Below are 23259 nucleotides of genomic sequence, written 5' to 3' on the forward strand. Positions count from 1 at the left end.
TTATTCTCTACTTCAAGAGGATAAGCCTTTCTTTCAGTTCTTCAGCCAGTCTGCTTTTTACCCTGATGTGATTACTGATGTCTTGAACTGATGGATGTTTTTCAAACTCACCTCGCACTTGTTCAAAGTCAGAGATACGTGTTTCTTCCGATCCATCAATACCAAAGCCCGTCTGGTTGTTCAGTGTGAACTCCTTGTGGGCATCGGCATACACCATATTATCTAAATCAATTACACATTTCTTCCAATTGTCTACAAAAGAAAGAATCTGATCAATTTCAGCGGTTTGAAAATCCAACTCAAATTCGTCTTTAAAAACTTTCAGACACCAGGTCCATGTATAATCAAAATAGTTGTCGTGCAATGCGGCATATCGCTTATTTAGCTCATCTAAATCCGATATGTTATCCTTTTGCAAATCATCGAGCAAGGTCATTACCCGCTCTTTGGGAACAAGCAAACCAGCCATATCTATCCACTCCCCATCACCATAATCGGAAGTTTTCGAAAGGCTTTTTCTTAATTCACTTAACGATTCAAAGATAACATCTTCCAGCTTTTTTATCAGCGCATTACCTAAAAATTTTATAATTCCCGTGTTATATAATTGAATTCCACGATTTAACGATGAATTAGCAATCTTCACACTATTGTACATGTAATAGTCTGAAGTGACTCCCGAAGAAAGCGTCAACTCTTTCAAAACCTTTTTACCATTAATCATCTTCTGAATGGTAAAAGGACTCAATAAGTTAAAGTTGATGAAGTCCAGCAACTTATCATCCGTTCGCTTGTCACGCTTGGGCCATTTTCTTGCATCACGAATAGTACCCACACTACGTAAATTAACGCCAGGCGCCAATATACTTTCGTCTTTATTTTCGATTAAATAAGAAAACGGAAGCTGCGATGTGTCCGGGTTACGATAATGACGCCCCATCACCAACGAGAAAGCACCAATGCGTGCCGGCCACAAGAGATATGAATCACTGGTTGTTTTCGAACCTCGCTCTACTACCCCCTGATGAATAGGCCCTAACTTATACATGTGGTTACTCTGGTTAGAACCACTTCCGGCATTCATAAACGAAAAATAACCGGCTATCAACAAGGTCGATTTATGATGCGTAACCGTATAAGGACCAGCAAAGATGGAACAAGCTTCTCCATGAAATCCCTGACAATTGGCAAAGAACACTGAATTTTCGGCGGAATAGTGCTTACCCAATTCACAGCCCTGACCAACAAAACATTTGGAAAGCAACACACTATCCCTGACAATACTGCCCGAAGCTGCAATAAAATCCTCGGCAATCACCCCGGGACCGAAATAACTGGGCGCCTTGGCTGAACTATTAATGGAACCGTTGCATAAGCGATAAATGCCTTCTACTTTAGCAGATGCGCCAATATTTGTATCAATTATTGTCCGGCAATTAATTAGTTGCGCTCCTTCGCTGATGGTTCCCATAGCACTGCAAACACCAGAACGGTACTTATTAATCAAATCCTGCAGCTTTTCTATTACTTCAGGACGATGACGATACATTGCCATGATATAAGCTGTATGAGCTGATAATTCATCGTATATGGCTATTTCACGACCGCCGGCCTCATTTAATGCCGAAACCTGCACCCCATTACCAAAACAATTCTCTTTTTCAGTGATGATTGAATCAACATTTTCAATCACCACATTAGAATGAATATGGTAATTGGCTATATGATTTTTAACCTGATTGATGTAGGCATCAGATTCAATGGTACAATTGTGAAGCGTTGCATTTGAAATCCCAGCTTTCTTTTCAACACCACCCGGAAAGGTGAATGTCCGCTTAAAAGTACCCAACTTAATTTCTCCAGATAAAGAAACATTGCGTAAAGATTCAGCTTCAAAATCTTTGTCCACTGAAATTTTCGACCAATTTGCACAAATACAATGGCGCGCTTCAAGTACTTTAATTTCATCTGGGGTTAATACCCGGTAGTTGCTCATTCTCTCAGTTAAACAATAATTCAGTGAACGAATGTAGGAAAGAATTGACTATTAAAATACTACGAGAATGAAAAGAAAGCTATTTATAATAAAATCGTAAATGCCGAATGCCTTTCCAAAGGATTAGAAAGAGGTATTTTTGTAATACATAAGATGTTTTGCTTTCGAATCAGAACGTTTGCTTTTGTTTGATCCCTCAATTGTCATTGATACGACATTCACGTGCTGCAGTGAGAAGTTTTACAAATTCCGATTGATATTTTGTGTTTATACAAAAAGCGGGTTGCTCAAAATGAACAACCCGCATAAGCTTATATCTTAATACTCTCTATCGTGGACGATATTGAAAATACTTAATATTCATCTTCATTCGCTTATCCAGTTTCTCTCCGCCTAATTCAACAGATTCATTGGCTTTTGCACCACTGTATAGTATTACACGCTGGAAGTTGGCAGTTGTACTTTCAGGTCCAACATAGAACACTTTATCGTTTAAACCAGCACCGTCTTCATTACGCATGATGTAATTAAAGTAATCGGCCCGCATAATAAATCGATACAAATAATCAACACCACCATCTTCTCTTAGTCGCCCAACACGTTCCCCTATTCCAATCCTATTTCCCTGGCTATCGGTATTTCCTCCAAACAAGGGTGTGGAAACTTCATTGCCATTAATGACAATCTTATATATCGGGTCAACTAATTCACCCTTATCATTCAGCCATTTTATTGCTAATTGTTCAGGAATTGGATAACGCTCAGGATTCGATGCTACCGTATCAACTTCCATATACAACTCAATATTCGATACCATATGGTAATCTTCATCAATATTCTCAGGAGATTTAATAGAATCTGTCCATGTTAAAATCTCTTCAGGCAATTGCAATTGCATATAGCTACCTGCCATTCCCTGCACATACAAACGATCAGGACTTTCAATATCAGAATCTATGTCTGTCTCAGCAAAGTCGTGTTTATAAGTGTTAAAACGAACATTCTCAATGTTAATCGGGAATTGGTATGAATAATTTGACACGGTGTCTCTGATTTCTGACTCACTATTCAAATACTTATGTGCTCTCGACAAATGCATCGTTAAGTTGGTTGAAATAGATGAACTACTTAACAGGTTCACCTTCGTTAGCCATCCAATCTGGTCCGGTGTTGCGCCCTCATCAATTGCCACATAAATGCCGTTAAAAAGATCTTTGAATGAAGCGGTAGACGCTAAATCATCCTCTGTGAATTCAAAGAATTCACTTGCCAACTCATCTTTCAATTTAAAACTCCATGTTTTAGTAGTTGTTGTATTTCCATTGAAATCCGAATCTAACCACGAGCTATCTTTTGATGCTGCTACCTTGACATTATCCCATAAATACTGCGGATATGTCCATAAGCTATCTGGATAAGCCCATATGTTAGTCCAGTTTTCCGATTTTAAGGTATCAGGCACTTCATTATTTGGGTGAACGGTCATTGATGCAATCGCATCAGGATAGTACATCCCGGTCATATCATGATCATTATAAAACTCTTGCGAAATCGATCCTAGCGGTCCTGAAAGCTGGTAAACATTAATTTGCTGTTCATCCAACATTTCACCATACCAATTATTAAACTGGTATTGAAGATTTAATACAAGGCTATCAACATCCCATACATCAGCAATCGTATCGTTATTATTATTAAACTGATAGAAATAATAGTTGCTGTGCTCTATCGTATCATTCGGGTCAGTAACATCAAGTATATCTACACTAAATGCCACCTTGTTTCCAATCGAAAAATCAGTCGCAAAACCCGCAGTTGTTTTACCAAACTTAGGGTCTTTAAACTTACCAATAATGCCATAAGTGGCATCATCAGTGCGCACACTTTCTCTGGTAATATTTTTGGTAGCAAGTAAATGCTCATCAAAATTATGCCCATTAATCTTTTCTCCATCGGGCAATACATCACCTGTTAAACGTGCAGGCTCATCTTTACATGCTACTGTTAAAGAAAGAAGGCCAATCAAAATAAATTGGCCTGCTGATAATAATATCTTGTTTAAAGAATACTTCTTCATACGTTTTGTTTGTTAGTCAAGCAATGAATCATAGAATCCATTGTAGGCTTCAACATAGCTTTCTTCGTCGTGATAACCTAAAAATGGCTTACCCGACTGCTTAATAAACTCACTTATCTCAGGATTTATTGTCTCACTACCCTGAATAACACCATCTGACATAGAAATAGCCAACTTCGTTAGGTTTACATAGTCATTCGCGGCCATCACCTCTAAGTCACTATCTTCAACACCTTCCAGCTTTAATTTCTCTTTGAAATTCTCGCTCCAAAGGCCTTTGAACTCATTGTCGTAAACAGTGTAAACTACCTTTGAATTGGCGAAATGCGGGTCTTCGTTCATGGCTCTCTTAATATACAAAGGCGCCAAAGCTGTGAACCAACCATTACAATGAACAACATCGGGTGCCCATCGCAATTTTTTAGTTGTTTCTAACACACCGCGGGCAAAAAAGATAGTTCGCTCATCATTATCTTCAAATTCATTACCATCAGCATCTACCAATGTAGCTTTGCGCTGAAAGTAATCTTCATTATCGATAAAATACACCTGCATACGAGCCGCCTGAATAGACGCAACTTTGATAATTAGCGGATGATCAGTATCATCTATAATTAAGTTCATACCTGATAGACGTATCACTTCGTGCAATTGATTACGGCGCTCGTTGATACAGCCAAAACGCGGCATGAATGTTCTGATTTCTTTTCCTGATTCCTGAATGCCTTGAGGAAGGTAACGACCTATTTTAGACATTTCTGTCTCGGGAAGGTAAGGTGTTATTTCTTGAGAGATGAATAAGACTTTTGCTTTTTCCATTATTATAGTGGTAGAATATTTTTAGCAAATGCAAAAGTACGAAAAATAAACCACCTGACAAATAAAGCCCTTGCTGCATAATAATATAACTGTATATACATATGCAAATGTACATTAAGACTGTACATTTTAACAAGGTTTTTGATTTTTTTTAGGATATATGTGATAAGTATTTTATTACTTTGCCCAGCTAAATTTTCTTGACACAATTAAGTAGGCTTAGTACCTGTTTTTGTGCCAATTAAAAACATAAACCATGCAGGTAGTTAATACTGTTAAACAACTACAAAAACAAATTAGTGTCGCTACAGCAAGCAAGCGCAAAGTAGGTTTTGTTCCAACCATGGGCGCTCTGCACAATGGTCATCTTTCTCTTGTGAAGCAGGCTGCCGATGAGTGTGACATTGTTGTGGTGAGTATTTTTGTTAATCCAACGCAATTCAACAACTCAAAAGATTTGGAGCGCTATCCTCGTGACTTACAAACGGATTTAGATGCCCTATCGACTGTCAAATGCGATTTTGTATTTGCCCCGGCGGTGGATGAAGTATACCCTGAAGAAGATAATCGTCAGTTTAATTTTGGTGCTTTGGAAACTGTGATGGAAGGTCAATATCGTCCAGGCCATTTTAATGGAGTGGCACAGGTTGTAAGCCGTTTGTTTGACATGGTTAAACCCGATAAAGCTTTCTTTGGATTAAAAGATTTCCAACAATTGGCTATTATCCGAGCCATGACAAAGCAGCTTGAATTATCAGTTGAAGTGGTTCCTTGTGCCATCGTGAGAGAAGAAGATGGTTTAGCTATGAGTTCGCGCAATACGTTGCTTAGCCAAGCTCAACGAAAAAATGCACCACTGATTGCCCGTACTTTATTTGAATCATGTAACTTTGTACCCGATACATCGGTAGAAGGGGTCAAAAAGCAAGTTATAGATACTATTAATACTGATACTGAATTAGATGTTGAGTATTTTGAGATAGTGGACGGATATACGCTACAGCCTGTTGACAACTGGAACGAGAGTGAGTACATTGTTGGTTGTATTGCGGTATTTGCCGGTGAAATTAGATTGATAGATAACGTGACATACAAATTATAGGGATCATGAATATTGAGCTTGTAAAATCGAAGTTGCACAATGTTTCAGTGACTGAAGCAAACCTGAATTATGTTGGAAGCATTACCATCGACGAAGATTTGATGGATGCTGCAAACATCATTGAAAATGAAAAAGTTCAGGTGGTGAACAACAACAATGGCGAGCGCCTTGAAACATATGTGATTAAAGGAGAAAGAGGTTCGGGTGTTATCTGCCTGAATGGTGCTGCGGCTCGTAAAGTGGCTGTTGGAGATGTGATCATCATCATTACCTACTGCCATATGTCAGTGGAAGAAGCCAAAACGTTTAAACCAACTTTTATCTTCCCCGATACCGCAACCAATGCGTTGGTGTAAGATGAATTAGCCAAAAGGCAAACGTAAAATATAATAGTAGAACCTCGACAGATGTCGGGGTTTTATTATTTTTGACTATTTGAAACGTAAGAGCCGTTTTTTTTTGCAAAGCTCAATTATACAAAATAAACATCTACAATGACTCAACTCGATAAAATACATACGAAGATTAAAAGCCGCGAAGAAGCGCAGGAAATAGTAAAACAATGGAGTCAAAACAGTGAAACCATGGTTTTTACCAATGGATGCTTCGACATTGTTCACCGCGGACATATCGATTATTTATCCAAAGCCAAAGACAAAGGCTCTAAATTGATTCTTGGGCTAAATACCGATGCTTCAGTACAACGTTTAAAAGGTCCCCAGCGTCCGGTAGTAGATGAACAAAGCCGCGCCATTTTAATGGCTTCATTACAATTTATCGACTTAGTCGTATTCTTTGATGAAGACACGCCTTATGAATTAATCAAAGCGCTTCAGCCCGATATACTGGTCAAAGGAAGTGATTACAATGCCGAAGACATTGTTGGCTACGACATACTGATGGCCAAAGGCGGTAAAGTTGAAACCATTGATTTTGTTCCAGGCTTTTCCACTACCTCCATTGTTAAGAAAATAAAAGAGTCAATGTAAAGATATTTTTCGCAGAGATCAGCTTAACTCCGCGAGATACAAAAAAATATAAAATGGCCAAAACCAAATCTGTTTTCGTTTGCCAGAACTGTGGCAATGAATCGCCCAAATGGGAAGGTAAATGCTATGCTTGTGGCGAGTGGAATACCTTTGTTGAAGAGACAAAAATAACCGGTAAAACAAAAAACAGCCGCCCGGGAACGGTGATTGCCGAACGCACAAAACCCATGCCTGTTTCGAAAGTTTCGGTGGAGGAATTACCCCGCTTAAGCACGGGCAACGATGAACTTAACCGGGTGCTGGGTGGCGGATTGGTTCCTGGTGCTATGGTATTGATTGGTGGTGAGCCTGGCATTGGAAAATCAACCCTGGTGTTACAAACAGCGCTGAACCTTCCCAATGTAAAAGTGCTTTATGTTTCGGGTGAGGAAAGTCCACAACAGATTAAATTGCGTGCCGACCGTATTTCAAGTGCATCAGCTGAGAATTGCCATGTAGTAAGTGAGGTTTCGGTGGAACACATCACCAAACACATCGACAATGAAAAGCCGGATGTATTGGTTGTTGACTCGGTTCAAACCTTGGAAACCGAGCGTATTGAATCGGCCCCGGGCAGCGTTTCACAAATAAGGGAGTGCACCGCCACCATACTGCGGGTTTGTAAAGAAAAGCATATTCCTGTGTTCTTAATCGGTCATATTACCAAAGAAGGTAGCCTGGCAGGGCCAAAAGTATTGGAGCACATGGTGGATGTTGTGCTACAGTTTGAGGGTGACCGCCACCACATGTATCGCATTTTACGTTCGATTAAAAACCGCTTTGGTTCAACCAACGAGATTGGTATTTTTGAAATGTTGGGCACGGGGCTTCGCGAAGTCAGCAACCCATCGGAATTATTACTGGCCACACAGCAGAAGCAGATGAGTGGCGTGGCCATTTCAGCCGCTTTGGAAGGCGTTCGACCATTCCTGATTGAAGTACAAGCGCTAGCCAGTACTGCTGCTTATCAAAACCCTCAGCGCTCGGTTACAGGCTTCGACTTGCGCCGTTTGAACATGCTATTGGCTGTGTTGGAAAAACGTGCCGGTTTCAAACTGGCTCAAAAAGATGTTTTTCTCAATATTGCCGGCGGCCTAAAAGTGAATGACCCGGCCATTGACTTGGCAGTGATAACGGCGGTATTATCGTCTAACATGGACATGGCCATATCGCCTGATATTTGCATGACAGGAGAAGTTGGCTTATCAGGAGAAATACGTCCGGTAACACGCCTAGATCAGCGCATTGGCGAAGCGGCTAAGTTAGGCTTCAAAAGCATCATCATCCCAAGTTATGTTAAAGGGGTAGAGCTAGGTAAATTTGATATTCAAATTATTAAAGCCAATAAAATAGAAGAAGCCTTTAAGTTTTTATTTGCCTAGTTTTCAGTTAAATCAATATCGAAATAAAATGTTGAGCCTTCGCCTTGTTTGCTCTCAACATAAATATGTCCGCCCAACAAACGGATAAGTTCTTTTGTAATGGCAAGCCCAAGGCCTGTGCCACGGTATACTTTTTCGGAATAACCTTCAAGTTTATTGAAGCGATTAAAAATATTACCAATCTCTTTTTGCGGTATGCCAATACCTGTATCTCTGACATAACAGGACATCCGTCCACTTTCGATGCTATAATTGAAGGTAATTGAGCCTTTTTCGGTAAACTTTATGGCATTATTAATAAGGTTGGTAATTATCTGCTTTAATCGAACAGGGTCGGTATATACCTCAATTGGTTGTTCAATCCGATTACAGATAAACTCCACTCCTTCCTTCAAATCATTGTTTTCACCATGGTAAATGGCACAAATTTTTTCGACTTCGGCAGTTATCTCAAAACGCGTCTTTTTGATAAATATATCGCCTGATTCAATGCGTGCCAAATCCATTATGTCATCAATTAAACGCATAAGAGTGATACTATTAGACTGTATCAGACCTTTAAAATAGGTACTATCTTCAATGGACAACTCTGCCTCATTTAATAAATCAATAAAACCAAGAATGGCATTCATTGGGGTACGAATTTCATGACTCATATTGGCCAGAAAAGCTGTTTTTAGAGCATCTGCCTTTTCTGCTTTTTCTTTTGCCGCTTTTAAATCTTTAGTACGTTCGTTAATTAATTGCTCAAGATTACCCTTGTGCTTCTCCAGTTTTTCATTGGCCAACCATAGCTCTTTTGTTTTCTCCGCAACTTTTTGTTGTAAAATAGCCCGTTGCCTTCGTGCACTTCGGTTCTTAATAAAATAAAATGCTACCACTAAGGATACAAACAACACGACCATTAGCACATAAAACCAATAAGTAGTATAAAATGGAGGTGCAATATTAATTGCCAATACCGTTTCTTCGCTTTCGAGCTTTCCGTTCGTGATAATTGACTTTATTCTAAAGGTATAATTATCAGGCGTTAAGTTATGGAACGAGATGTGATTTTTACTTCCCAGGTTAATCCATTCATCGTGCAGCTCATCAATTTTATACTGGTAACTGGTTTGCTTCGCATTACGATACTCGAGGGTTGAATACGTTAGTTCAAACAACTTATCCTTGTACGATAGATTGATAGCATTGGTCTCACTCAAATGCCCTTCGTAAATCTCTCTTCCATCAATCTCCGTCCCAAAATTCACCTGTTTGTTAAATACAGACAGGCCGGTTATAATTACAGGAAATGGCTGACGAACTTCAAGCTTAACATCCGCTTTAAAAACATTAATACCATTAATTCCACCACAAACAATATCGTTGTTTTTCAGGCGAGTTATCGCATTGTAGTGAAATACGTTCTCCTGCAAGCCGTCCTCACGATAATAATTGGAAAATATGCCAGTTTCAAGGTTATAAAGGCTCAATCCGTTTTGAGTCGTTATCCAAAGGTTGCCATCATTATCCTCAACCAAACCCACTACCGCATTGCTCACAAGCCCGTCTTCCATATAGAAGGAGGTAAAGCTTTGCCTATCGGCATTAAGCCGGTTTAATCCGAAGTTGGTTCCAACCCAATAATTTCCTCTACTATCAAACAATTGGCAAATGGCTTGATTACTCGATAGTGAACTCTTATTTTCCTTTGAATGCATATAATAAGAAAAGGATTGTGATGCCCGGTCGAATTTGTTAATTCCCCCACCATAGGTCATTAACCAAATATTTGATTCCTCATCTTCATATATAGACATCACATTACTACTATTCAGATAAGCCCCTTCGGGATAAGTATTAGGATAATTGGTGATTTTTCCTGTTGCAGGATTGTACACATCAACACCGCCCCTTACCGTACCAATCCAAATTAACCCATGCGAATCTTTAAATAGTACCCTCACAAAATCGCTTGTTAACCGCGATTCATCATTAGCAGACGCTTTGTTAAGATAACGGAATTGACCCGTTTCTTTGTTAAAAACACTTATGCCTCCTGTATAAGTCCCAATCCATAATTCATTATCCACCTCCAGAACCGATAAAGCCACATTATCGCTTAAGCCATTACTTAAATCGTATTTTTGAATAACATTAAAATCCGTATCAACTTTGTTAAGTCCGTTTTCAGTCCCTATCCAAATATCACCATCCGAATCTTCATAAATGCAGTTAACGCTTTTATTCGACAAGCTACTTCGATCATCAACCTGGTGAGTAATATGAATAATGTTTTCCTGATTTAAATTGGTGAAAGAAACACCTTTGTCGTAGGTACCAACCCACAGCATATTATTATCATCAATAAGCAATCTGGTAAGCGCATTCGTCTTAATGCTCTCAATCAAATAAGGATTGTTGACAATGTTTTTAAATTTATCATCCTCTTTAGTATAGCAATAAAGTCCACCTTGATCAGTGCTAATCCAGATGCGCTTTTTTTCGTCCTCAGTTATATTAACAGGGAAATTATTATTCAAAAAATTGTAAGCCCCTTCTTTTTGCAAAAAATATCTATAGCTCTTAGTTTTCGGATTATAATAACATAAACCTTCCTTTTCGGTCGCTATCCAAATTAAACCATCACTGTCTTTAAATATATCCCACACCAAATCACTGTCGATTATACCACTTGGTGTGATTAATGTTGAAATTTCATTGTTTTTGGTATTAAATATGTTGATTCCTCCTCCATAGGTACCGATCCACAGTTTATCCTCATCTAGTTCCATGGATACGAGGTTATCGTGGCCCAGACCGTCGGCCTCATTAAAGTGGCTAAACTGTCCGTTTCTACGATCAAATTTGTTTAATCCACCACCGGTGGCAATCCAGATAGCACCACTTTTATCTTCAACGATTTTGAAAACATGGTTGGAACTAATACTGTTTTTTAAAGTATCATATTCGAAATGCGTAACGGTACTGCGTGCATTATCTAATCGGTTGAGTCCACCGCCCATGGTGCCAATCCATAAGCAACCGTCCGAATCTTCAAACAGGCAATTGATGATATTATTGCTCAATTTTAAATCACCCTCTCCATAACTGTTTATCAATTGAAAATCGTATCCATCATAACGATTTAAACCATCGGAGGTTCCAATCCAGATAAAACCTTGCGCGTCTTTCAAAATTGATGTAACGTAATTGTTTGACAAACCTTGATCAATGGTCAAATGATTGAACCTTAAATCAGATTTGTTAGCCAAGCTACATTGAAAAGTGATAGCCCAAAGAATCAATATTATTACTCTGCTAATATTCAAACGGCGATAGTTTAATGGATAAGCTTGATTTAAAGCTAAGAAAAAAAGAATAAAGACCCTTGTTCATTTATTAAAATCTGACCAAAGGCCTGATTTATTATCAGTCATTTACAACATATGGAATGGTAAAATAAAAAGTTGAGCCTTTTCCCGAGTTTGAGCTCAAACACATTTTTCCTTTCATTTTTTCTACTAAATTAGAGCAGATGGCTAAGCCTAAACCAGTACCACCAACATTCACCGCCTGTTCGTTTCTTAACTGCACAAAACGCTCAAAAACCTTTTCCTGATGCTCCTTTTCAATTCCAATACCAGTATCGCGAACAAAAAATTCAAGAAATGCCTCTTTAACTTTATAACCTATCTCGATAAAACCTTTATCCGTAAATTTAATAGCATTGTTTATCAGATTGCTTAACACTTGCCGCAATCGGGTTCCGTCGGTTAATATCACCGACGCACTATTATTTAAGGGCGTATGCGTTAACACATCAATATGGTTTTTTGAGGCATTATGTAACATCGAAATCATATTAATCGACAATTCCGATATCAGTTCATTTATATTGATAGCCTCATTATAAATATGCACCTGCTCTGCTTCTATCTTTGAGTAATCAACAATATCATTAATCAGGTTGAGCAAATGCATACTGTTCTTAAAAATGATGTCCGAATACATTTTCACTTCATTTTCACTCATTTTATCCTGACCCAATAATTCACTAAATCCAACAATAGCATTCATCGGCGTGCGTATTTCGTGACTCATATTGGCCAAAAAAGCCGATTTTAATTTCTCCGACTCCACCGCTTTGTTTCTGGCTTCTACGATACTTCTTTCGTAGGCCTGCTGTTCGCTAATATCGCGACAAATAGCCAGAATAAGTTCGCGATTTAAAAGGGAGAAGCGACGAGTATGCACCTCTAGTGATATTGGTTTGTATTTACCTTTAATTGTTGCTTTATATATTGAACTTGGTTTTAAAAATTTCTTTTCAAGTATTCTTTTTTCTTTTTCAGAATACTTGTCATCGATAAGCATAAAGGGATTAATAGTAGCTAACTCGTCTAAACTATAGCCTGTCAACTTATGCGCAGCATCATTTAGCTCAATACAACCAATCATTTCCTCGTTCACTATCTCCCATAAAAAAATGGCATCATTGGCTACGTTAAATAGCTGGCGGTATTTTTCTTCGCTTTGCTGAAGCTCCTTTGTCCGACTTTTAACCCTATCTTCCAGTTCATGGTTAAGCTTTTGTAATTCGTTAAGTAAGCACAAACGATCCCATTTCTCTACCACAATTTGTATGATTTGATGAAAAGGATGTAAATCAGTGGAAAAGGTGGCTGCAGAATTACCATTACTGATAAAAACAAACACCCCTTTTTCTAGTATGCGCGTATGGAAGGTTAGAGCCAAAAATTCGTTGGGCTCAAATAAGTTGTCTGTATGCACAAAATTGAAAGCATCAGGTCGCTGTTTTACTTTAAACCGAATGATTGGTTCGTGATTAAACTCTTCAATAAGTTCATTGGAGAACAAAAGAGCGCCCTGGCATGGTTCAATATTCAGCAAAGCACAATACTGCACAATACAAATACACTTGCCCGAACTATAGTCGTAACAGGCACAATAAGTGATGTTTTTTAGAATCGATATTTTTTCGAGAACAGATTGCAGCAAAACCGTTTCATCGGTAATAGACTCAAAGCTTTCGTTAATCAGGTTGAGAAGCAGCATTTCCTCCACCCGATTCGACAAGGCATTATTCTCCTCTTCAAGTATTTTTACGCGGTCTTCCAGCACCCGTATTTTATTTTTACGGTCATCCATTTATCGGAGTAAAAAGGTTAGTAGAAACTGAGCAATTAACTCCGGCTCATCTTCCTGAATAAAATGGCCTGCACTGGGCACATGCACCAGCCGACTTGTTTGAATATTTTTATGTAGTTTCTCGGCAATTTGCTGGCTTAGGTAAACATCTTTATCGCCCCGAATGATTAATACCGGTATCTGCAACCGTCTTAGATCATCTGATATTTCCAGAAGATCCTGATTATTTAAGCAGTGTGAGAAATACAGGAAAGCCTTTCGCCCATCACTGCTTCTCATGGGATACCAAAAATAATCCATCAACTCTTTGTTCAAGCGCTCGGTGTGGTACAAGCCACGTTTGACAATAAAACGAAACGCACCCAAATCGAGCGAAGCCATAGCCAATTGCCTGATTATAGGTGTGCGCATGGTAATAATGGGTTGTACCGGCCAAAAATCGTAGGCGACCGTATTTAGCAACGATAAACTCAAAATATTTTCGGGATAGCGAACAGACATAATCTGACAAATACCTCCACCTACATCATGCCCTACCAAATGCACTTTAGAAACATGTAATGCCTCCAAAAACTTCGCCAGTATTTTCGCATGGTTCTTTAAGGAAAATTCCACATCAATGGATTTGTCGGAATCGCCACACCCCAGCAAATCAACCACTATTAGTTCAAAATTGTCGTTAAGATATGGCACTACCATTCGCCAGATAAACGAATAGGTGGTGATGCCATGCACCAGCATCAAAGGCTCACCCTGTCCGCAACGATAATACACCAATTCGTGATCGTCGATAAGAATACTATGTCGATCTTTCTTTTTGAGCATTTTGCTGGCTTTTTGCTCAAATAAGTTAGGGAGTATTTTTCGAAAAATCTATTCTGTGTATAGAAAGTAATACCTTAGACTTAAGATACAAGACCTTTCGCCAATTAGCTTAATCTCTACAAGTTAACAACGGCGCAAATGTAAATAGAGTATTTTGGTTTATCCAACAAAATAAGGATGCGGTCTTTAATATATCATTAAAGCTCCTACATCCCTCCCCAATCCGATTTAATCAGATGCGCTTCAACGTCATCTTCAATATTATCGGGTAGGTTGTGAAAGAAATTAATGCCTGTTTTAGCTTCCAATTCGTCGATGCTAATGGCATATTCATCTACTTTAATACTTCCTGAGTTATAATTATCACGATGCTCAATCCAAAAGGCGAGACCGGAATACTTTTTATTTTTATAATTGACCAAAGCCATGTAGTAATACTTTGGTACCGGCACATGTGTATCTGATGTCGTATATTCAATCACCTTATCAAGTGTGCCACCTTTCACCACATACAGGGTATCTCTAAATGAGGTACTTCTACCCCAATCACGCACTGCGCCTTCAAATTTAGTCCAGATATAACGGTTAAAATTACCGTACATTGGTGTCATATTTGAATAATAAAAAGTTTGACGATTGGCTTCCTCGCAATAAACACGGTCAGAAGAAGCCACAATATGTCCGCGGTCGAAGCCATAGAAATCCTGACGAACAGAGCGGTATTCATCAGGTATTTGAGGGTCGTCAGCCCAGGCATCTGTTCGACCAACGTTGTTACCTGCCGTTTCGTTGTAATATGTAAAAGCTACCCATCGGGCATGTCGTTGAGATTTAACATACTCAAGACTAAAATTGGCTATTTTCTTGCTTTCATGCTCAAGTGTATGCGCCACGAACATTGCATCATTATCCGATGATAATTCTGGTATTTCAATACGTTTTGAGATATCTCCCAAGCCTGTATTGCCGCCATTACCATTATTTGTATTATCATCGCTACTTTGTACAATGTGTAAATAATCGACCTTATCGCTGGTTGATATCTTAATGTGAGCATTTCTTTTTTCGTCCTTGTTCACACTAATATCAACCCTTACAATGGCATCTCCCTCACCATAGGGTGTTGAAACAGAGAGCCAGTTAAGGTCTTCTTCTACCGTCCATGCTGTGTTTGATTTAATATGTAACTCATACTCTCCGCCACTGGATGGAATTTCACCTGGATTGGGCACTAATTCAAATGTTAATTCTGAAGTTGAATCATTATTAGAACAAGCTAAAAGCATACAAGAGCCCACCAACAGACAACTCAATATTTTAAAATATGATTTTACAGCACTTTGCATTACATTATAATTGTTTTGCAATATAGGTTATCACCGGTAAATGGTCGCTATATCCATTTAAATATATGCCTTTTGAATGCGTGCGTTTTGGATAGCCTTTAAACTGACCTTCCTGGCTAATGAGGAAATCTTTGTTGAAAATCTCTGCTTTCCAAAAGAACAATTCCTTTTTATTAGAGCCAATAAGCCCTTTGCTCATCAAAATCTGGTCAAACAGACTCCAGCTTCCCTTATACGCAAGAGTACCTATTCCCTGGGCATAATAATCCCAGAATGGGTTATACATTTCATCGCTATTAACATCTGCTTTTTTACGCTTGCCCTTCAATACCTTTTTAACGCTGTTGTTAGTTGGGTCATCGTTTAAATCACCCATCACAAAAATCTTGGCAGCGGCATCATCGTTTAACAGAGAATCAACAATGCTTCGTGTTACTTGGGCGGCCTGCTCACGTCGGATTGATTTTGCACGTCGCGATGGCCAGTGATTAACAATTACATGTACTTTTTCACCTGAAATATGACCTGTTACCAATAACTGATCGCGTGTTTTATACTTATTATCTTCAGGCAAAACGAATGGAAAGATTTTGTATGATTCGAGCTTAAATAAGTCAGGATTATAAATTAGAGCCACATCAATACCCCGATAATCAGGCGACTCTTCGTGCACAATCTGGTATTTCTTCTCTGCGAAGTCACCATAGGCCACCAGGTCGTCAAGTACCTTGCGATTTTCAACCTCAGACAGGCCAATAATTGCCGGACCTTGCGGACAATATTTATTACCCAACTGGTTGAGAACCGTTGAAATATTCTTTAGCTTATTATCATACTTCATCTCATTCCAATGATAGCCTCCATTGGGTGTGAATTCTTCATCATTGGTGTCATCCGAATCCTCTGTATCGAATAAGTTTTCTACATTATAAAAGGCAACGCCATACACAGCATACTTATTATTCTGAGCCTGCACATATACATTCAGAACAATCAGCAAAAGAAGAATAAATTTAGTTCTCATGACTTAAATATAATTAAAAGAGGTAACCCAATAATCGGATTACCTCTTTAGGAAAATACACGGGATTTATTGTGTTACTTTAAAATTGTCGATAATAACGCGCATTGGTTTACCTTCATAACCAGGATCTGTTTTTAACGCATTTTTGACAACAATAGTTGAACTTGCCTGTCCATTGGTGAAATTAGCTGAAACAGTAGCATAATCTCCATCTTTACCTGTGCTGGTAAAATCCAAAGTTTGCTCTTCGGAACCACATGCTACAACCACCTTGGTATCATAGGAACCTGACCAACCTTTAACTTTAAAAGAGACTGCAAATGCACCACCGTTACCAGATAAATCAAGCGCTTTTGTTTCAATTGAACCAGCTGTTGAACTTGAGCCAAGTTTAACAGAACTATTTGTTGCATATACTTTTTCTGACACTGTTGGAAAACTTGCATTTCCATTCCAAGCTGGTGAGTTATCAACAGTACCTGTACAATCTGCAAAATCTTCGGCTAATACTTCGCTTCCTGTTGAGCCGCCACCGGTATCATCACCACCAGTGTCGTCACCGCCAGTGTCGCCTCCACCTGATGTACTTCCTTCGCCAAACTTAACGTTATCGATGCGGAAAGTTGTTGAGTTACTTTGACCACCTTTAGCTACATATTTAAAACCAATGTATTTAGTGCCGGTCTGTGTCGCTAAATCAATATTTCCCGAAGAAATAAAGGTATGATCCGCATCGCCTTCTGCAGCAACCTTGGCATCAATCTTCTCTACGTTAGCTGTTGCCGGGTCAATACCATCCATTACAAAAACTTCTAATGAAGATGTACTTTTCCAGTATGCTTTTGCTGTTTCGAAGCTTAGGATTTTACTGGTAGCATTATCCATATCGATAGCTGGCGAAATTAACCAATACTCATAATCAGCAGATGCTCCATTATGAGCAGATGCTTGCACATATTTATTACTTGAATATTCTTTAATCTGCCAATCCCGATCACCTTGAACTTTTGCCACTGACCATCCATTAATGGCAGCAGTCCCTCCATCAGTTCCACTTTCAAAATCCTCATCAATTAATGGTTTTGTTTCACTTCCACCACCATTACCACCTGTACCAATCACAAATACTTCTTCGCGCTCAGTAACATCTTCATCCACTGTAATGGTCACAGTTAGAGTACCAGAACCGGCATCGGAAGCAACAGGTTTGATTGTTACCACTTCTCGGGCATTAAGCGTAAATGTTTTGCTATAAGTAGCATCATTAGGTGAAGTACCGATAGTAATATCGATTGATACATCACCGGCAGGGAAATAACCAGTACGGCCTTCTGTTTTTGGAAAGTCCAGGGCTTTATCCGACAGCTTCACTTTTGCTGCATACTCTGAAAAGGCAGCTTTGAACTCGTCTGTCCATAAGAACTTAACACCAGCGTTTGTTTGAGTACAATTAACAGCTGCCGTATTATTTTGGTCAGGTACCACATCAACTACCACTTCTCCACCATAAACTGGCTTATCGAATGCAGGAGCAGAAAACTCTTCCGAAAGCGCCTCAACTGTATAAGCACCTGCCATTAACTCAACCTGGTCGGGCGCACTTGATACCGGATCAAATGTTTTTACCACAGCGTCCTGTCCATCTTTAATCTTTACGATAAAATCGTTAGGATTAACTGCCGCTGTTGACTTTAAGGTAACTGCCGTATTAACACCACATTTAATTTCTAATGTACCCGTTTCAGATACATCATCTTTAACGTTTGAGCACCCAGATAGCACGGCTAAGCCAAGCGCTATCGAAAGCAATTTTGTTTTCATTTTAATTAGGTTTAATTGTTTGATAAAAAATATAATTATTCAGCTACTCCAAACTTAAAATTATCGATGCGAAAGGTTGTTGAGTTACTGGCACCGCCTTTGGCGACGTATTTAAAACCAATGTACTTTGTGCCTGTTTGTGCCGACAAGTCAACATTGCCTGATGCAACAAAGGTATGGTCTGCATCACTTTCTTGAGCGATGGTCGCTGACGTAATTTGCTCAACAGTAGCGGCTGCCGGATCGGTGCCATCCATCACATATACTTCTAAGGATGATGTACTATTCCAATAGGCTTTTGCAGTTTCGAACGACATGGTTTTATTCGTCGCATTATCCATATCTATGGCTGGGGTAATTAACCAATACTCATAATCATCAGCATTGCCATTATGAGCTGATGCCTGAGCGTAATTATTGCTGGTTCCTGATGCGTTATCAGTATACTTTCTGATTTGCCAATCACGGTCGCCTAAAACTTTGGCCACAGTCCAGTTGTTAATCGATGCCGGATCATAATCATTTCCACTTTCAAAATCCTCGCTAACTGTTGTAACCGGTGTTACAGGGTCAGGTTCTTCACCGCCGCTTTCAATACCAAATTTGAAGTTATCGATGCGGAAAGTTGTTGAGTTTTGGGAACCTCCCTTAGCCACGTACTTAAAGCCAATGTATTTCTGTCCTGTTTGTGCCGATAGATCCACATCACCAGATGGAATAAATGTATTATCCCCATCACTCTCCTGAGCCAATGTCACATCTAATTTAATGAGATCCGCATTGGCTATTTCCTTGCTATCTAAAACGTAAACCTCCAATGACGATGTACTTTTCCAAAATGATTTAGCCGTTTCAAACGACATGACTTTATTGGTAGCGTTATCAAAATCGATAAGCGGCGTAATCAACCAGTATTCATAGTCCTCAGCAGCTCCATTATGAGCAGAAGCTTGCGCATAGTAATTGTCTGAGTAAGTTCTGATCTGCCAATCGCGATCACCTAACACACTTACTACTGACCATCCGTTTATATTAGCAGGATCATAATCAGCTGCACTTTCAAAATCTTCATCAACAGTTGTTACCGGCGTATCAGGATCCGGGGTCGGATCTGTTCCGTCATCTATAAAAGTTCCAATATCTAAAGTATCACGAATTACCAATTGCCATGTATCACGGTGCTTCGACATTATCCCTGTAAGTGTACCCCATCCTTTGGGAAGTGTTTTGTTTGCAAAGTTGGCATATTTACTATTGTAGGTAATAATTGACTTTCCGTCTACATCCACAATGGCACGAGATGTAGAGTTTTGTGAATCATCAGCAAATGTAACTTGTCCTCCTTGCGTGAACTTCACATTCTCAAGAGTCACCAATTTGTCTTTCATTGAGTCCTCCAAATTGGCAATTTTAATCACTTCCGGTGTTGGCTTATCACCTGGAAAATCATGTCGGAATACATGCTGTTCAAATATCTCAGCCGGCATGCGTCCAACAGTCCATTCGCCATTGCTCTGATACTTATAGCCAATTAATTGTTTATCGCCATAGGTGCCTGTGTACAACCCTTCGCACTCAATAAACACTTTCTGGCCAACGCGGAACGTATTGTAAATGCTGTTTTTATCAATACCTATCTCAATGGCGCGATCATCATCCTGAATAATCATTTTTTTATACAGGTTACCCGACTCATCGTTGGCGGTTACAATACCACTTATCACTACATGATAATCGATTTCCTGGTAATCATCAGTAAATTGCTCTTTAAACTCTTTGATTGTATGAGTTGCTTCCCCTTTATAAATAGGCGCTGTGATTGGTGGCACATCATAGTCCCTTTTGTCACACGCTGTAAACACTCCTACAATCAGTGTTAAAACGAATAAGCTATACTTTCTTAGTTTCATTATATTTAGTTTTTTCTTGTTCTGATTTGGATAATATTAAAAACGGTAACCAAGGTTCACAAAAAGGTTTAAGCCTTGTGCGTAGTAATAACGCGGTGGAAATTTATTGACATTATAGTCAGTAAAATCGAAGCGGCCCTGCTCAAAACCTCCTGTTCGCATATCCGTATTGTTCAGCACATTCTGAACCATTACATTGATACTTAAACTGTTTCTATTTTCGAAATAAATTAGTTTACCTAAAGAAACATCTAAGGTGAATTTGCTACCTAACTCTTCCTGCCCGGTAATTTCCTTAAGCTTAGCATCAATCTCTTCCTCTGTCATACCATCTGTTGGGAACTGAACAGCAGCTTCTGTTCTTCTGGTTGGCGACACATCAAGGTAGGTACGATCGTAAAAATTCCCATTGACATTGAAGAACCACATCTTCGGATGGAAATAGTCTAAACCTAAACTTCCGGCAATACTTGGTGTTCCTGCTACATGGAAATTTTTCAGATAAATGGTCTCCGTAATATCGGGCTGGCTTCCGTTATCGAAGCTGAATGTTGCTTCCGGGCGGTTGGTGTAGCGGTAATCACCCACATTACCAATAGCCGTTAAGGTGATTTGATCCGTCACCTTAGCTTCTGCACCAAATTCAACCCCACGATATTCTTTTTGAATACCTGTCATGGCCACATTCATAAAAGTGCGATAGGCATCGTGGTAATAGTTATCAATCTCCATTTGGTTATCGAGCAAAGTATAGTATGCAGTTACACGCCCTTTGAATCGTGGCAGGTTCATAATATAACCGATGTCGCCCGATTGAATAACACCATTCTCCATACCCGGTACTTCATTATCTTTAATACGTGGCGATAAATAAGCATTGTAAGGCAGAGGAGCACGAGTTTCGTAGGCTGCATTAAAAACCATAATATGGCGACCACTTAGCTTGTATTTACCTCCGGCTTTAACAGCAATATCACCAAAACGGTGCTCTTTACCTTTGCCATATGAGTTAAGCGGTGCACGACCATTACGCATGTTACCCTCACGATAAAAACCTGTATATGTTACTTTAGCGCCATAATATACGTCCCAGTTTAAGAAGCTATGATCGTTGCGAAACCAGGCATTGGCCGAAGTAAGATGCATCTCATAATCATAACCAAATACGTCATCTTCAGTTACTTTACGATTCGGGTTATTCAAATCGTTTTGCAGTTTATAAGAATCGCCACTAAAATCACGTTCAGCAAACTGGTCAATATCAACCCAATGCGAGCCACCTAGCAAATCCTCAACAGTTTTGTAGTGCATGCCAATAGTTTTGCGTGCTTCAATCCCTCCCACTATCTTAAAACGCTCGTTAATGGCTGTAGATAATGTGGAGTTGAAGGTGAATTCCATGTAATCGTTATTGCGCCCTTCAATCATATAGCTGGACCCCTTCTCGGTACCATACTTATCGTTTTCGTCGTTATTCAGCTTATTAACTTCATACATTCGGTCCCAGTTAATCTGACGCATGGTCTCATCGCTTCTCCACAGGCGCTCATACATAGCTGCTATTTCAGGGTCTTCCTGGTAGCTTGGCAGGTAACGGTAGTAATCAGGACGAGGGTCTTCGGCCTTATACCAGTTTAGCGCTGTTTTCTTGTACATACTGTAGCGACCGGCAACACCTGTGGTTAGTTTAGTTTCATCATTAATCTTCCATTCGTGCGACAGAATGGCTACAGGCTCATAAGATTTTGTTTCACGGGCATTGCGCTTTTTACCATTCTGATAGCCCCAATTGGGATTGTATAAATTATCGCCTGTTATATCGTATACCTCCTGAAACGATGCACTTGAACTTCCGCGTTCACTTGGTGCACCAAAGGTTGTGAACGATAAACTGTGCTTGTCGTTAAATACTTTTTCTACTGCCAGCATGTACGACCAGGCATCGTAAAAAGTACCTTCAATGTAGCCTTCTTTGGCATAGCGACGCGAACCTGAAACCGTAAATGCCCAACCATTATCCATTAGTCCGGTTGAGTAAGTCCCGATAACGCGAAAGTTATACGAACGATTGGTGTAGCTTGTGCTGATGCGTCCACCACGGGCATAATCGCTGGCACGCATATTAATATTAGTGGCACCTCCAATGTTACCAAAGCTGTAGGTTCCCATTTCAAGGCCGTTCACCACATCTTTATTCTTAACCACATCGTTTAATCCGCCAACACTACCATAGTAGAAGCGTCCGCGTTCGGCACTGTTAAAATTAACGCCGTTAATAAAGGTTGATGTCATCTCCTGATCGTAGCCCCTAACTCTAAAACGCATTGGGCTAAAAGTGAAGCCTACATTGCTGAGATAAACATCATCGGATGAAACCAAAAGGCCCGAAATAACCTGGTCATTATCATCCTCAATGTTAATCTCGTCTTCGCCAATAAAGAAGGCATTGACATAAGCAGTGGTTGGTTCAACTTTAATCACTCCCAGATCCAATAGCTCATTGCTTGTAATTTGTACCTCAAGAGTGATCGTTTGTATGGTTGAAGAAGAAATAATTAAGGTTTCTGTTCCTGGTACTCCTTTTAGCTCAAAGGTGCCGTTTTGATCACTTGTAGTAGAAACATTGCTTCTTTCCAGAGTGACCTTAGCTCCTTCTATTGTATTCCCCGTTTCGGCATTCACAACGACTCCTTTTAGTCCGCTGTTTTGTGCCAACAACGAAAAGCTGAGACAACATAGAGCTAATAATGTAAGTAACTTCATAAGTTGATTTTT

15 protein-coding genes are annotated in these 23259 nt (G+C 39.4%); 4 read left to right on the plus strand and 11 right to left on the minus strand.

Annotated features, from left to right (window positions below; genetic code table 11):
• Positions 1-7: 7 nt before the first annotated feature.
• The 3 genes from J1N10_RS08265 to J1N10_RS08275 form a co-directional block, all read right to left on the minus strand.
• Positions 8-1996 (minus strand): DUF4954 family protein, encoded by a 1989-nt coding sequence (locus J1N10_RS08265; RefSeq protein WP_262326221.1) that lies wholly within the window; start codon positions 1994-1996, stop codon positions 8-10.
• Positions 1997-2324: 328 nt separating this feature from the next.
• A complete protein-coding gene (locus J1N10_RS08270) occupies positions 2325-4073 on the minus strand; it encodes a DUF4270 domain-containing protein (protein ID WP_262326222.1) in 1749 nt (582 codons plus the stop codon).
• A gap of 12 nt (positions 4074-4085) precedes the next feature.
• Positions 4086-4892, minus strand: coding sequence for a glycogen/starch synthase (locus tag J1N10_RS08275; RefSeq protein WP_262326223.1), 807 nt, complete (start codon positions 4890-4892; stop codon positions 4086-4088).
• 256 nt (positions 4893-5148) lie between these two features.
• On the opposite strand from J1N10_RS08275, the gene panC reads away from it, so the two are divergent.
• The 4 genes from panC to radA all read left to right on the plus strand — a co-directional run bounded on the left by panC (position 5149) and on the right by radA (position 8404).
• Positions 5149-5994 carry a pantoate--beta-alanine ligase gene (gene panC / locus J1N10_RS08280; protein ID WP_262326224.1) on the plus strand — a complete coding sequence of 282 codons (846 nt, stop codon included), beginning with the start codon at positions 5149-5151 and terminating at the stop codon, positions 5992-5994.
• A 5-nt stretch (positions 5995-5999) separates the two neighbouring features.
• On the plus strand, positions 6000-6350 hold the full coding sequence (gene panD / locus J1N10_RS08285) for an aspartate 1-decarboxylase (RefSeq protein WP_262326225.1): 351 nt from the start codon (positions 6000-6002) through the stop codon (positions 6348-6350).
• 138 nt (positions 6351-6488) lie between these two features.
• Positions 6489-6983 carry a D-glycero-beta-D-manno-heptose 1-phosphate adenylyltransferase gene (rfaE2, locus tag J1N10_RS08290; RefSeq protein ID WP_262326226.1) on the plus strand — a complete coding sequence of 165 codons (495 nt, stop codon included), beginning with the start codon at positions 6489-6491 and terminating at the stop codon, positions 6981-6983.
• 53 nt (positions 6984-7036) lie between these two features.
• Positions 7037-8404, plus strand: a complete 1368-nt coding sequence (radA, locus tag J1N10_RS08295) for a DNA repair protein RadA (protein ID WP_262326227.1) — start codon at positions 7037-7039, stop codon at positions 8402-8404.
• Here the strand turns inward: radA and J1N10_RS08300 are convergent.
• From J1N10_RS08300 to J1N10_RS08335, 8 genes are all read right to left on the minus strand, one after another.
• Positions 8401-11628: a hybrid sensor histidine kinase/response regulator gene (locus J1N10_RS08300; RefSeq protein WP_262326228.1), complete on the minus strand. Its 3228-nt coding sequence runs from the start codon at positions 11626-11628 to the stop codon at positions 8401-8403. The two genes, radA and J1N10_RS08300, sit on opposite strands and share 4 nt — an antisense overlap.
• 190 nt (positions 11629-11818) lie before the next feature.
• Positions 11819-13558: a PAS domain-containing sensor histidine kinase gene (locus J1N10_RS08305; protein ID WP_262326229.1), complete on the minus strand. Its 1740-nt coding sequence runs from the start codon at positions 13556-13558 to the stop codon at positions 11819-11821.
• Positions 13559-14383, minus strand: coding sequence for an alpha/beta fold hydrolase (locus J1N10_RS08310; RefSeq protein ID WP_262326230.1), 825 nt, complete (start codon positions 14381-14383; stop codon positions 13559-13561). It lies immediately after the preceding gene.
• 206 nt (positions 14384-14589) lie between these two features.
• Positions 14590-15729: a DNA/RNA non-specific endonuclease gene (locus tag J1N10_RS08315; RefSeq protein ID WP_262326231.1), complete on the minus strand. Its 1140-nt coding sequence runs from the start codon at positions 15727-15729 to the stop codon at positions 14590-14592.
• A gap of 4 nt (positions 15730-15733) precedes the next feature.
• Positions 15734-16753 (minus strand): endonuclease/exonuclease/phosphatase family protein, encoded by a 1020-nt coding sequence (locus J1N10_RS08320; RefSeq protein ID WP_262326232.1) that lies wholly within the window; start codon positions 16751-16753, stop codon positions 15734-15736.
• Positions 16754-16819: 66 nt separating this feature from the next.
• Positions 16820-18574, minus strand: coding sequence for a DUF4493 domain-containing protein (locus J1N10_RS08325; RefSeq protein ID WP_262326233.1), 1755 nt, complete (start codon positions 18572-18574; stop codon positions 16820-16822).
• Between the two features lie 35 nt (positions 18575-18609).
• Entirely contained in the window at positions 18610-20484 is a 1875-nt protein-coding gene (locus J1N10_RS08330) for a DUF5689 domain-containing protein (protein WP_262326234.1), read from the minus strand.
• Positions 20485-20520: 36 nt separating this feature from the next.
• On the minus strand, positions 20521-23247 hold the full coding sequence (locus J1N10_RS08335) for a TonB-dependent receptor (RefSeq protein ID WP_262326235.1): 2727 nt from the start codon (positions 23245-23247) through the stop codon (positions 20521-20523).
• Positions 23248-23259: the final 12 nt, after the last annotated feature.

It is taken from the genome of Carboxylicivirga litoralis, from assembly GCF_025499605.1.
GTDB classification, from domain to species: domain Bacteria; phylum Bacteroidota; class Bacteroidia; order Bacteroidales; family Marinilabiliaceae; genus Carboxylicivirga; species Carboxylicivirga litoralis.